Below are 12,469 nucleotides of genomic sequence, written 5' to 3' on the forward strand. Positions count from 1 at the left end.
CGGGCAGGGGTGCGGTAAATGGCGGACGACCTGCCGCGCGCAGGGGACGTGTTTCATGTGGGCGCAGCCGCGAGCGTTCAGTTCGCGGGCGATCGGGCGCTGACGTTCCGGGTGATTCGTGTCGATCCGCGCCCTACCTATGCCGGGTGGCTGTGGATCGACGGATATGTGTTGGGCCCGTCCGGCGACGCGACGGAACGGCGGCTGATATTCGTACGCCGAGATGGTCTTCGGAAATTGCGATGACTATCGCGGGGTGACCGCGGCGAGCACTTCCGGCATGCGACGCTCCAACAGATCCCCCGCCATTCCGGATCCGACCAGATACGCGGCGATTCCGTAACCGAGGCCGATCGGGAGCCCGGCCCACGTCCAGGCCGGGCCGAGCAGATAGCCGGCGAGCACGACCGGCAGCGCCCCGAGCATGCCGCCGAGCATTCCGGCGACGCTCGGCAGGCCCTTGGCCAGGCCACCGCCGGACGAGACGGCGAACGGGCCGGTCGACTCGGGCAGGGCGTAGGCGGCGCGGACCGAGATCGGCAGCAGCACGGCGAGCCCGGTGCCGTAGACCGCCAGCAGCGTGCCCAGCTGCGCCGGGATCCCGGCCGGATCGCCGGTGATCAGCCCGGCCAGCGTCGCCACGACCACCAGCAGCGGAAACGTGATCAGGACGTGCGAGGCCGCCCGCGAGTGGATCTCCAGCCGGCCCGGGATCCCGATCGCGAGATTCGTCGCGTAGGCGCTGCCGTCATAACCGAACTGGTTGGCCAGAGCCACCGGCGCGATCGCGCCGACGACGAACGCCATCCCGCCGGCCAGCCTCGGCCCCGGACCGAACGTCGAGGTCAGCGGCAGGAACAGCCCGGCCATGGTGAGCGCGACCAGCCCGGCCCGGCGCCGGTTCTCCCGCCACCAGTACCGCGTCTCGCGGGCCACCAGCGCGCCGAACCGGCCGCGCGGCCACCAGCGGAACATCAGCTGATCGACCGGCGAGCGACGGGCGGCGCGTGTGGCCGGCCGGCGCCCCGGCGAGGACAGACCGGTCATCGCCTGTTCCAGCGTCCGGCTCCACCACAGGAGAAGGCCGCCGATGGCGGCAACAACGATCAAGAGCTTCAGCGGTACGGCCCAGGCCCGGCCCGCCACGACATCCAGACCCAGCGCGTACGGCGCCCCGAGCGGAGTCCACCCGGTGACCTCGGCGATCCCGGCGACGTTGTCCCAGTCCGCCTTGTCGAGCAGCCCCAGCAGCAGCAACTGCAGCGGCCCGACCGAGGCGGCCACCACGGCCAGCATGATCGTCGCGAGGTCGCGCGCTCGCCGGGAACGCAGCGCGGTGGCGAACGCGCTGGTCACCGCCCGGCTCAACGTCACACAGAGCAGCAGCCCGCCGATCACGCCGACCGCCTCGGCCAGCGCGGCGAGCGGCCCGCCGAGCCGGGCCGCCGAGTCCACCATCCCGGCCGTCGCGGCCAGCGTGGCCAGCGCCGGCAACCCGATCAGGGCCGACGTGCCGAGCCCGGCGATAAGCGTGCGGCGACTCAACGGCAGCAGCGCGAACCGGGCCGGATCCAGGGTCTCGTCGACCCCGAAGAAGAGCAGCGGCAGGAAGAGCCAGCCGAGCACGAGCAGTGCGCCGCCGAACGGCAGCAGCATCCGGGCCGCGTGCTCCTCGCCGAGCAGGCCGGGCAGGGCGAACCCGGCGTAACCGAGGACGGCGAGCACGGTCGCGGCCGACGCGCCGAGAACGAACAGGGTGACCCGGCCCGGACGCCCACGCAGGCCGTTCGCGGTGAGGCGGAGCTTGAGCCGGACGAACGGCCAGACGCTCACAGCCAGGCCAGTTCCGAACCGGTGGCCACGCGACCACCGACCACCTGCACGAAGACGTCCTGCAAGGGGCGGCCGGCGCGGACCGTGTCCATCGGGCCGTGCATCCGGAGCACGCCGTCCGACATGATCGCGACGTGCGAGCAGAGGCGCTCGACGACCTCCAGGACGTGACTGGAGAAGACGACGGTTCCGCCGCCGGTGACGTAGCGCTGCAGAATGTCCCGGATCAGCGCGGCCGACACCGGGTCGACGGCCTCGAACGGCTCGTCCAGCACCAGCAGCCGGGGCGCGTGCAGCAGAGCGCAGGCCAGGCCGATCTTCTTCTTCATACCGGCCGAGTAGTCGATCACCAGGGTGCCGTTGTCGACGCCGAGTTCCAAGACGTCGAGCAGGTCACGGGCGCGCTGGTCGACGACCGGGGCCGGCATGCCGCGGAGCAGGCCCTGATAGGCCAGCAGTTCCGGGCCGCTCAGGCGGTCGAACATCCGGGCGCCGTCGGGGAGGACGCCGACCAGGGACTTCGCCTGGACCGGGGACTGCCAGACGTCGTACCCCAACAGGTAGGCCTGACCGGCGTCGGGCCGCAACAGGCCGACGGCCATGGAGAGGGTGGTGGTCTTGCCGGCACCGTTGGGGCCGAGCAGGCCGTAGAAGGAACCGGCCGGGACGTCCAGGGTGACCGCGGAGACCGCGAGTTTCGTGTCGAAGTGCTTGACCAGCCCGCGCAACGCCATTGCCGCGGCCGGCTCGCCCGTACGCTGTGCCGGCACCGTCATGCTTTGCAACCTAGCCGCGTCCCGGAACCTCGGCCAGCGTGTTCACCTGCGCCGACAGTCGATGTGGCGGTCCGGGTAGAACGGGCTGCCGGTTCGGCCGACTGCCACCATTTTCTACAATGGACGAATTGTCGCCAATAAGTTCAGGTAATTGACATTTCGGGCTTGGCTGTAGCCATTCTCACAGCCGTGCCGAACGACTTGCTCGATGGGTGCGGACAGGCGCAAGATCTGGCGCGGTCGCCCGAAATCTGTCGATTAGTTGCTGCGTCACGGAAATAGTCGGCGTATTCGACGGCGCCCGAACGGGCCCGGATGTTCCGCGTCGAAACGGGGGAAACGCGGCACACCCGGGCCCTCATGCTCCGACCCTCAAGCTCGGGCCCTCAGGAGGGCATCAGCCCACGCGCTCGATCACCGCGCGCCGGATCAGGAACTTGCCCGGCTCGCGCACCTGCTCGAAAGCCGCGTTGTTGAGGAGCACACAGCTGCCCGAGGTGGTCTGCACGGTCACCGTGATGCTCTTGTTGTTGTCCAGGTTCGTGACCTTGAGCTTCGTGCCCAGCGGGAACGTGCCGCTGGAGGCGAACGGCGCGCCCGCCTCGCCGGAGAGCGTCACCGTCGAACCCTTGCAGACGACCTCGCCCGCACCGGTCCCGGCGTTGTTCGCCGGCGCCGTGGTGGCCGCCTTGGTGGGAGCCGTCGTCGCCGCCTTGGTGGGGGCGGTGGTCGCGGGCTTCGTGGCCGGCTTCGTCGTCGCCGCGGCCGGCGGGGCGGCGATCTTCGTGGTGCAGCCCGCCTGCTGACGCTGCAGGTTGATCAGGTCGACCACGGCCTGCCGGTTCGCCAGCACCGCGTCGGTCTGCGCGTTGGGGTGCGCGCGCTGGTCGGCCATGAAGGAGAGGGTGTCGCGCAGCGACTGGTCCAGCCCGTCGCAGCTGGTCGACGCGTTACTCATCCCGGTACCGACGGCGAGCGCGCCCCCGGCCAGGGCGGCGATCGCCACGCCGATCGCGATCTTGCGGTTCCGGCCGGTCAGTCCGCTGCCCGGTCGCTTGTATGCGCTGCGTGAACTCCTCATGCCCGTCTTTACGCACGCCCGTTTCCCAAAAGCCGAGCCACCAACCTTAAAGATCCTTAAATGCCGCCCGTGCCGCCCGTGCCGCCCGTGCCGCCCGTGCCGCCCGTGCCGCCCGTGCCGCCCGTGCCGCCCGCGCCGCCCGTGCCGCCCGTGCCGCCCGTGCCGCCCGCGCCGCCCGCGCCGCCCGCGCCGCCCGCGCCGCCCCCGCCCCGCGCCGCGTCGCGCCCGCGCCGGGCTAGCCGCGTAGGGACTCGGGGGCGTGGAGGCGCAGCATGGTGGCGCCGACGTCGGACGGCACGCGGCGGCTGGTCAGCAGCGACACCACGACCATGACCAGGAACGCGAGCGGCACCGTCCAGGCCGCCGGCTGCGCGATGAACTCGGCCAGGCCGCTGGGCAGATCGGCGCCGAGCACGGTGACGAAGACGGCCACGACCGCGGAACCGCCGCCGATCAGGATGCCCGCGATCGCGCCGGCGTCGGTCAGCCCGCGCCACCAGATCCCCAGCACCAGCAGCGGACAGAAGCTCGACGCAGCAACCGCGAAGGCCAGCCCGACCACCCGCGAGACGTCCATGTCGGACAGAAAAAGAGCCATCGTCATCGGTACGGCCGCGGCCAGCACCGTGGCCAGCCGGAAGTCGCGCACCGAACCGGACCGCCCGGGCCGCAGCACGTCCGTGAAGATCACCCCGGCGACGCTGGTGAGCAGGCCCGACGACGTGGACAGGAACGCGGCCAGCGCGCCCGCGGTGACCAGGGCGCCGAGCAGCCGCCCGAGGTGGCCGCCGCCCAGTGCGGCCTCGGGGAGCAGCAGCACCACCGCGTCGGTCCGCCCGGTCATCAGTAGTTGCGGGGTGTAGATCCGCCCCAGAACGCCGTACAACGTCGGCAGTAAATAGAACAAACCGACCATGGCGAGTACGACGAGGGTGGTGCGCCGGGCCGAGGCGCCGTCCGGGTTCGTGTAGAACCGCACGAGCACGTGTGGCAGCCCCATCGTGCCCAGGAACGTGGCCAGGATCAGCGAATACGTGCCGAACAGGCCGGAGTCGCCGCCGGGGCGCAGCCAGTCGGCGCCGAACTTCGCGTCGACCGTGCTCACCTTCGGCACCGGATCGCCGGCCGCGAAGTGCAGCGTTTCGCCCGCGGTGACCGGTCCGACTCCGTCGAGCACGGCGTCTTTCTCGATCACCACGCTGGTCGCCGTGTGGAAGACCGCCCCGGCCGGTGGTGTCACCGCGGGGCGGCCGTCGGACTGCCACTGGAAGATCAGGAACAGGATCGGGACGGCCAGCGCGGTCAGCTTCAACCAGTACTGAAACGCCTGGACGAACGTGATCGCGCGCATCCCGCCGAACGCCACGTTGCCGGTGACGACGACCCCGATCAAGAGCGCACCCCAGGCGTACGAGCCGCCGGTGACCGTGGCGAACGTCAGGCCGGCGCCCTGCAGCTGGGGCAGCAGGTAGAGACAGCCGATGAACAGCACGAACGCGGTGGCGAGCCGGCGCAGACGGGTGGACCGCAGTCGCACCTCGCAGAAGTCCGGGAGGGTGAACGCGCCCGATCGGCGCAGCGGGGCGGCCACGAACAGCAGCAACGCCAGGTAGCCGGCGGCGAAACCGACCGGGTACCAGAGCACCTCGACCCCGTAGCGCAGGACGAGCCCGGCCACGCCCAGGAACGAGGCCGCCGACAGGTACTCCCCGCTGATCGCGGCCGCGTTCCAGGACGGGCTGACGCTGCGCGAGGCGACCAGGAAGTCCGAGGTGGTGCGGGCGAACCGGAGGCCGTAGGCCCCGATCGCGATCGTCACCAGGACGACCACGACCAGGCCGGGGACGAGGTACGGGTTCATCGTTCGGGCCTGCGGATCACGGCGGCGAAGTCCTGCTCGTTGCGTTCGGCCCAGTGCACGTACGCGGCGCCGACCAGGACCAGGAACGGGAACGACAGCACCCCGAGCAGCAGCCACGGCAGGTGCATACCGAAGACCTTGATCCCACCGACCGCCGGGGCGACCGCGAACAGCAGTGGCAGCGCGCCGAGCCCGGCCACGACGACCAGCGAGAGTCGCAGCGCGAGCGCCAATTGTGCCCGGACCAGCCCTTTCACCAGTGCCTCCCCGATCGGGGTCTGCTCGGCCAGGTCGGTCCGAGCCGGGTCGGCCGGGCGGCGGTGGGCCGTGGCTTCGCCCAGCACCACCCGGGTGCGCGGGAGCGGCGGTTTGTCGGCCATGTCCGGCAGTCTCGCCGCCCCGTACGGAATGTCAATAGCCGTACCGCGTCGAAAGGCATTGGCGGGGGTTGATCGGGTGCGGATCGTCGCCGATCAGGTCTCGCGCCTGCGAGCGGCCCAGGTTCCACTCGCGCCAGCCGTTCTCACCCATGTCCTGGCTGATCAGGTACAGGATGCAGGTGCGGTCGGCGGCGTCGGTCATCTCGGCCACGGCCGGCACCGCGTCGGGCGACAGCGTCGACAGGTAGTACGGGTCGATCCGGTCGGCCGGACGGCTCAACTGGTTCTGCGCGATGCGCAGATCCGGGTTGGCCACGGCCAGGCCGATCAGGGCCAGGACGCCGGCGGCGATCGCCGCGCGGGGCAGCCAGGGAGCGCGGATCCGGATACCGGCCAGCAGCACCAGGATCAGGACCACGCCGAACCACACCTCGCAGCAGGCGACGAGAAGCCGAAGGCGGGTCAGCCCGTACGTGTCGATGTAGACCTGCATCCGGATCAGCGCGGAAGCGACGATGACCAGGCTGAGCAGCGTCAACGCGCCCAGGACGGCGCGGAATACGGCGCGGTCGCCGGGCGCTTCCCGGGGAGCCCAGCGCGCGGCCCCGGCCAGCACGACCAGGGTCAGACCGGTGACGATGCAGAGTTGCCAGAAGCCGCCTCGCGCGTACTCCGCGTAGGTCAGCCCGGCCGTGGTCAGCACGTGCCGCTCGCCGCCGAAGAGCACCGTGAGCTGCACCGTCACGAACGCAGCGAACAGCATCGTGAGCAGGCCCAACGGCACGGCCCACTCCAGCCGGTTCACCTTGTAGCCCTCGGTCTGGTCCAGGTCGGCGAGGCGCGGCGGTGCGACCCGCAGGTAGGCGGCACCGCCCAGCACCGGTGCGGTCAGGCAGCTGACGAACACCCAGCGGACCACACTCTCCACATTGATGTCCGGGATCAGGGAACCGACCACGTTCGCGAACGCGGCGTCGGCCGACGCGAAGAGCAGCCCGAACACTCCGAGCAGGGCGACCGAGACCGCGGCGGTGGCGGCGATCCGGATCGGCGCCGGGCCGCCGCTGCCCGCGTTCACCCGCCGCATCCGGGCCAGGCCGCGGATCAGCCAGGGCGCGGACCGCAGGATCGCCACGGGACCGATCAGGTACGTCATGACGACCGACCGCATCGACTTCCCGGCCCCGATCGCCAGCGCGAACGTCAGTGTGGCGGTGACCAGGCAGAGCGCGAAGAGCCAACCGGCCGCCCGGAACGTGCCCACCCCGACCAGGGCGAGCGTGGCCAGCCCCCAGGCGAGCCGGTCCCAGCCGGCCGACCGCTGCTCACGGATCACCAGCGGCGGTACCGCGCTCCTGGCCGGCCGGGCCACGAGCAGGGCGATCGTGCCGGCGACCGCGGTGATCAGCCAGCCCAGGCCGGTCTGCACCAGCGGCAGGCTGATCGCGGCGACCGCGGTGGCGGCGAGGATCGCGATGATCGTGCCGAATGTGGCCGAGCCGGAGGGTCCCGGCAGGCGGCGACCCCAGAGCCGGACGTCCGGCCACGGGCCGTGCGGCACACCATTTGGTGCGTTTTGTACCCTCGGTAGAGCTGGAGGTGCCATGGACATGGCGTTCTCGCCCTTCAGTCTTTAAAGCAGCAGGCGTACGTGGATGTCTCTAGAGCGGCAGCCGTACGTGTATGTGGCAGCCGCGCCGCTCGGCCGGCGCGACCACGGCGATCGTTCCGTTGTGGAGCTGCACCACCCAGCGGGCGATGGCCAGACCCAGGCCGGTGCCACCACCGGTCGGCCGTTCACCACGGGTGAAGCGTTCGAAGACCCGTTCTCGATCCGCCTCCGGGATGCCGTCACCCTGGTCGGCCACGGCGAACAGCACCTGCTCGTCGCGACGCTCGGCGCGCAGCGTGACCAGGCCGCCGGGCGGGCTGTGGCGGGTGGCGTTGTCCAGCAGATTCGCGAAGACCTGATGCAGCCGGGCCCGGTCGCCGGGAAGCACCAGGGCCGGGGCGGCGACCTCGAAACGCACGTCCTGACCGATGCCGTCCGCGTTGACCTTCGCCTCCCGGACCACCTCGTCCAGGAACTCGGGCACGTCGATCAGCTCGCGGCGCAGCGGCACCACGCCGGCGTCCAACCGGGACAGATCGAGCAGGTCACCGACCAGGCGGCTGAGCCGCTCGGTCTGGGTCAGGGCGGTGCGCATCGTCTCCGGGTCGGTGTCGGCGACCCCGTCGACGATGTTCTCCAGCAGGCCCCGAAGAGCCGTGATCGGCGTGCGCAGCTCGTGCGAGACGTTCGCGATCAGCTCACGCCGCTGCCGGTCGGCCGCGGCCAGGTCGGCGGCCATCTGGTTGAAGGCTTCGGCCAGCTCGCCGACCTCGTCCTGCGAACGCGTACTGATTCGGGTCGTGTAGTCGCCCCGGGCCATCGCTCGCGCCGCGATCGTCATCTCGCGCAGCGGAATCGTCGCCCCGTGCGCCATCACCTGCAGCGTGACCAGGCCCAACGCGGCTGCGATGCCGATCCAGAGCACGTCGACGCGGTAGAAGTCGATGCTCCACAGGAAGACCAGCAGGCCCACCCCACCGGCGAACCCGAGCGCCAGCGACAACTTCGCCTTGATCGACCGCACCGGGTCGAGCGGCCGAGGCAACCAGCGGAACAGCTTGGCGGCCACGTCGTGGATCAACTGCATCAGCCGAGCCGTCATCGGTCGACCTCCAAGGCATAACCAACCCCGTGCACGGTACGGATGAGGTCCGCCCCGAGCTTGCGCCGAAGCCCCTTGATGTGGCTGTCGACCGTACGGGTGCCGGAGGCGTCCGCCCAGCCCCACACGTCGGCCAGCAGCCGCTCCCGGGGCAGCACCGTCCGCGGGGCGCGGGCCAGGTGCACGAGCAGGTCGAACTCGGTCGGCGTGAGGTGCTTCTCGGCGCCGCCCCGGAGCACCCGGCGCTCGGCCTGATTGATCTCCAGGTCACCGAAGCGCAAGGTCGGCGGGCCGGCTTTCGGGGCCGCCACCTTGTTGACCCGGCGCAGCAGGGCGTGCACGCGGGCGGCCAGCTCCCGCATCGAGAACGGCTTGGCCATGTAGTCGTCGGCGCCGACCGCGAGCCCGACCAGCAGATCGGTCTCCTCGCCGCGGGCGGTGAGCATCAGCACCGGGGTCGGCCGCTCGGCCTGGATCCGGCGGCAGACCTCCAGCCCGTCGAAGCCGGGGAGCATGACATCCAGCACGATCACGTCGGGCGGGATGCGCCGGGCGGCCTCGACCGCACTCGGCCCGTCCCCGACGATCTGCACCAAGAAGCCCTCGGCCCGCAGCCGGGCGGCCACGGCGTCGGCGATGGCCCGCTCGTCCTCCACGACGAGAACCCGTCGCTCGGCCGTCGTCTCCATTGCTGCCACCCCTCGCCTGTCGGGCGCCATCTCGGCGTCCCATCACCCTGCCCTGTCGCCGGGCCGCCGTACATCAGGCCAGCCCGTCAATCGACCCCCGGGATATCCCGGGAGTCGGGCACTCCGGCTTGCCGGCCGGATGCCCGCGACCACGATGCGAGCCGGTGCGCCCCCGTGGCTCACCGGCCGCGTCGTGTGGGCAGCAGCTTATTGACCGGTCGGGGAGGGCTGGGGGTGGAGTTGTGAACGAACTGTGGAGATGATTCCTGGGTGCCGTACACGGTCGAGGTCGAACGCCGATTCCGCGCCCGCCAGGGCCTGAAAGCCGCCGTCCGGTCCGTTCGGTCTCCCGGTTCGGACGTCGAGGTCCTGCTCAGGGTCGGTGTCACCTTCGACGACGCCCAGCTGACGGCCCGGGGCTGGTTCTTCGACACGGACGTGGTCGGGGGCCTTCTCGACGAGTGTTGCGCCGACCTGTCGAGCGACACCTGGACGGCGCTGTTCCCGTTCCGGCCCACGTTCGAGCTGGTCGCCCGCGACCTCTTCGCCCGGCTGTCTCCACAGATCCCGCAGCTCGCCTACGTCGAACTCCGGGACGAGTTCTTCGGCTCGACCACCCGCTATTACGCCCTCGAGACCGAGTCTGACCAGTAACGGACATGGATCTTTGAAGGCCTGCGACCAGCGCTTTCCGGTCGTGGCTCGCTGTGCATCGCAGTCGGTGCAACCCGGCCTGTTCGGGGCGCCGTGGGGGCTGTGGACTATCAGCGGGGGCTTAAGACAGGCTTGTGGTTATCCCCCGTCAGCCTGTGGATAACTCTGTGGGAAAGCCGGTGAGGCTGTGGATAGCGGTGTGGATTAGCGGGTCCAGTCGTGCTTGGCGGCACGAATCAGGCGATCTTTCAGCTCCCGGGTGTGCCGTCGACTGACCGGGAGCTCCACCCCGTCGACGGCGACCACATAGCCGGAACCGGTCAACCGCAGCTCGGTGACCAGCCGCAGCTGAACCAGAAAGGACCGGTGGATCCGGACGAACCCGGCATTCGCCCAGCTCTCGGCCAGCGTGGCCAGCGACACCCGGACCAGGTGCGAGGCGTCCGCGGTGTGCAACCGTGCGTAGTCGCCCTGCGCCTCCACCCAGCGGACCGACGAACGCGGCAGCATCCGGGTGGTCCCCGCCAGCTCGACCGGGATCGCCGGCTCGTCCGGAGCGGCGGTCGCCGAGGGCGTCGGCGTGACCCGCAGGCCGGCTACCCGCCGTAGCGACTCCCCGAGCCGTTCGGCCCGGACCGGCTTCCGCACGTAGTCCGTCACGCCCAGATCGAAGGCATCCACCGCACCATCGTCATAGGCGGTCACGAAGACGATCGCCGGCGGATGCGCGAACCGGCGCAGGATCCGGGCCAGCTCCATGCCGTCCAGGCCGGGCATCCGGATGTCCAGGAAGACCGCGTCCACCTCGGTGTCCCGCAGCACCCGCAACGCCTCGGTCGCGTCGCCGGCCCGGTGGACGTGCGCGACCCGGCCGTCCGCGTTCAGCAGATAGGCCAGTTCGTCGAGCGCCGGTGGCTCGTCATCCACAGCCAGCACGACAAGGCTCATGCGGACCCTCCGCTCTCTGCTCGGTCGCGTTCGGCCGGGCTCATGCGCGGACCTGGGGGTGGAACTTCGGCACTCGCATGCTCACCTTCGTGCCGGCGCCGGGCGCGGTCTCGACGACCAGGCCGTGGTGGTCGCCGAAGACCGAGCGCAGGCGTTCGTCCACATTGACCAGGCCGACGTGCTGGCCCTCCTCGTTGTCGGAACCGTCCTGCCCGAAGACCGACGGATCCATGCCGACGCCGTCGTCCTCGACCGTGATGTGGCACTCGGCGCCGGCATCACGAGCTTCGATGCTCACCATACCGACGCCCGGCTTGCGGGACAGGCCGTGGCGAACCGCGTTCTCCACCAGGGGCTGCAGACACAGAAAGGGAAGGCCGACCGGCAGCACCTCGGGGGCGATCTGCAGCCGGACCTGCAACCGGTCGCCGAACCGGGCCCGTTCGATGGTCAGATAACGATCGATCGACCGCAGCTCCTCGGCCAGGGTGGTGAACTCGCCGTGGGCCCGGAACGAGTACCGCGTGAACTCGGCGAACTCCAGGATCAGCTCGCGCGCCCGCTCCGGATCGGTGCGCACGAACGAGGCGATCGCGGTCAACGCGTTGTAGATGAAGTGCGGGCTGATCTGCGCCCGCAACGCCCGAACCTCGGCACGGGCCAGCCGCTCCCGTGACGAGTCGAGCTCGACCAGCGCCAGCTGCGAACCGGCCCAGCGTGCGGCCTCCAGAGTCGCCTGCACCAGCCCCGGAGCCACCGGGCTGTCAGAGACCGCGACCAGAGCGGCCCCACCGCCCGCAGCGCCGGGCCGCCCGCTGGCCGCGCCCGTGGCCCCCGCACCCCGCCCCCGCCCGGCGGAGGCTGTTGCGGACCCCGCACCCCGCCCCCGCCCGGCGGACGCTGTTGCGGACCCCGCACCCCGCCCCCGCCCGGCGGTCGAGGCGCCCGCGCTTGAACTTCTGCCCACCCGGCCGGCCGCCGCGCCCCGACCTGCCCGGCCGGTGTTCGACGCACCGTTGTCCGCACTCGTGTCTGCCTGGCTGCTGGCCGCGTCGTGACCTGCCCGGTCGGTGGTCGCGTCGCCGGTGTCCGGGTTCAGGTCTGCCTGGCTGTCGACCGGGACAGGGGTGTCGGTGTTTTGGTCTGTGCGTGCCCGGCCGGCGGCTGCGGTTGCGGCGTCCGCGGTGCGACTGGGGCGGCCGGGAACAGTGGTGGCGGAATCCGGGCCGGGCAGCGGCGCGACCACCGCGCCGCGGACCACGCAGTCGACTCGGTCGCAGGGCAGGTCGGATGCGGTCAGGACGATGGAACGACGGGTTTCGAGGGCGCGCCGAGCCGCGGCGGTCAACTGGTCGGAGTGGTGGGCGCCGCGGCCGTCGAAGGCCAGACATGTCTCGCCGTCGGAGAGACTCAAACCGACCGCGCCCACGAGAGTGCGCAGGTGGCGGGCGGCCTTGGCCGCGGTGGCCGGGGTGAGCCCGGACCGCAGCGGCTCGGCGGCCAGGGAGGCGGTGTGCAGCACCTCCCAGGTGG

The 12,469-nt window shown here is 71.2% G+C and carries 11 protein-coding genes and 1 pseudogene; 2 read left to right on the plus strand and 10 right to left on the minus strand.

Features of this window, described 5'->3' with window-relative positions; genetic code table 11:
• The first annotated feature begins 18 nt into the window (after positions 1-18).
• Positions 19-246: a hypothetical protein gene (locus ACSHV8_RS41640; RefSeq protein WP_436525260.1), complete on the plus strand. Its 228-nt coding sequence runs from the start codon at positions 19-21 to the stop codon at positions 244-246.
• On the opposite strand, the gene ACSHV8_RS41645 is transcribed toward ACSHV8_RS41640, so the two are convergent.
• From ACSHV8_RS41645 to ACSHV8_RS41680, 8 genes are all read right to left on the minus strand, one after another.
• Entirely contained in the window at positions 247-1,833 is a 1,587-nt protein-coding gene (locus ACSHV8_RS41645; protein WP_436525262.1) for an ABC transporter permease, read from the minus strand.
• Complete coding sequence (locus tag ACSHV8_RS41650) at positions 1,830-2,609, minus strand: ABC transporter ATP-binding protein (protein ID WP_436525264.1); 780 nt, start codon at positions 2,607-2,609, stop codon at positions 1,830-1,832. Before ACSHV8_RS41650 ends, ACSHV8_RS41645 begins: the two co-directional genes overlap by 4 nt.
• Positions 2,610-3,006: 397 nt before the next feature.
• Positions 3,007-3,690 (minus strand): hypothetical protein, encoded by a 684-nt coding sequence (locus tag ACSHV8_RS41655; protein WP_436525265.1) that lies wholly within the window; start codon positions 3,688-3,690, stop codon positions 3,007-3,009.
• A 235-nt stretch (positions 3,691-3,925) separates the two neighbouring features.
• A complete protein-coding gene (locus tag ACSHV8_RS41660; RefSeq protein ID WP_436525266.1) occupies positions 3,926-5,551 on the minus strand; it encodes a cation acetate symporter in 1,626 nt (541 codons plus the stop codon).
• Positions 5,548-5,931, minus strand: a complete 384-nt coding sequence (locus ACSHV8_RS41665; RefSeq protein ID WP_436525268.1) for a DUF485 domain-containing protein — start codon at positions 5,929-5,931, stop codon at positions 5,548-5,550. Before ACSHV8_RS41665 ends, ACSHV8_RS41660 begins: the two co-directional genes overlap by 4 nt.
• A 31-nt stretch (positions 5,932-5,962) precedes the next feature.
• Entirely contained in the window at positions 5,963-7,492 is a 1,530-nt protein-coding gene (locus tag ACSHV8_RS41670; RefSeq protein ID WP_436525270.1) for a DUF4153 domain-containing protein, read from the minus strand.
• 100 nt (positions 7,493-7,592) lie between these two features.
• A complete protein-coding gene (locus ACSHV8_RS41675; protein ID WP_436525272.1) occupies positions 7,593-8,645 on the minus strand; it encodes a HAMP domain-containing sensor histidine kinase in 1,053 nt (350 codons plus the stop codon).
• Positions 8,642-9,334 carry a response regulator transcription factor gene (locus ACSHV8_RS41680; RefSeq protein WP_436525274.1) on the minus strand — a complete coding sequence of 231 codons (693 nt, stop codon included), beginning with the start codon at positions 9,332-9,334 and terminating at the stop codon, positions 8,642-8,644. Before ACSHV8_RS41680 ends, ACSHV8_RS41675 begins: the two co-directional genes overlap by 4 nt.
• 270 nt (positions 9,335-9,604) lie before the next feature.
• On the opposite strand from ACSHV8_RS41680, the gene ACSHV8_RS41685 reads away from it, so the two are divergent.
• Positions 9,605-9,988, plus strand: a complete 384-nt coding sequence (locus tag ACSHV8_RS41685) for a hypothetical protein (RefSeq protein ID WP_436525276.1) — start codon at positions 9,605-9,607, stop codon at positions 9,986-9,988.
• A 204-nt stretch (positions 9,989-10,192) separates the two neighbouring features.
• On the opposite strand, the gene ACSHV8_RS41690 is transcribed toward ACSHV8_RS41685, so the two are convergent.
• Together ACSHV8_RS41690 and ACSHV8_RS41695 are read right to left on the minus strand one after the other, a co-directional pair.
• Positions 10,193-10,936 (minus strand): LytR/AlgR family response regulator transcription factor, encoded by a 744-nt coding sequence (locus ACSHV8_RS41690; protein ID WP_436525278.1) that lies wholly within the window; start codon positions 10,934-10,936, stop codon positions 10,193-10,195.
• A gap of 40 nt (positions 10,937-10,976) precedes the next feature.
• Positions 10,977-11,737: pseudogene (locus tag ACSHV8_RS41695) on the minus strand (sensor histidine kinase); the annotation flags it as partial.
• Positions 11,738-12,469 lie beyond the last annotated feature (732 nt).

The sequence above is a fragment of the Actinoplanes sp. HUAS TT8 genome, assembly GCF_051380535.1.
Classification (GTDB): domain Bacteria; phylum Actinomycetota; class Actinomycetes; order Mycobacteriales; family Micromonosporaceae; genus Actinoplanes.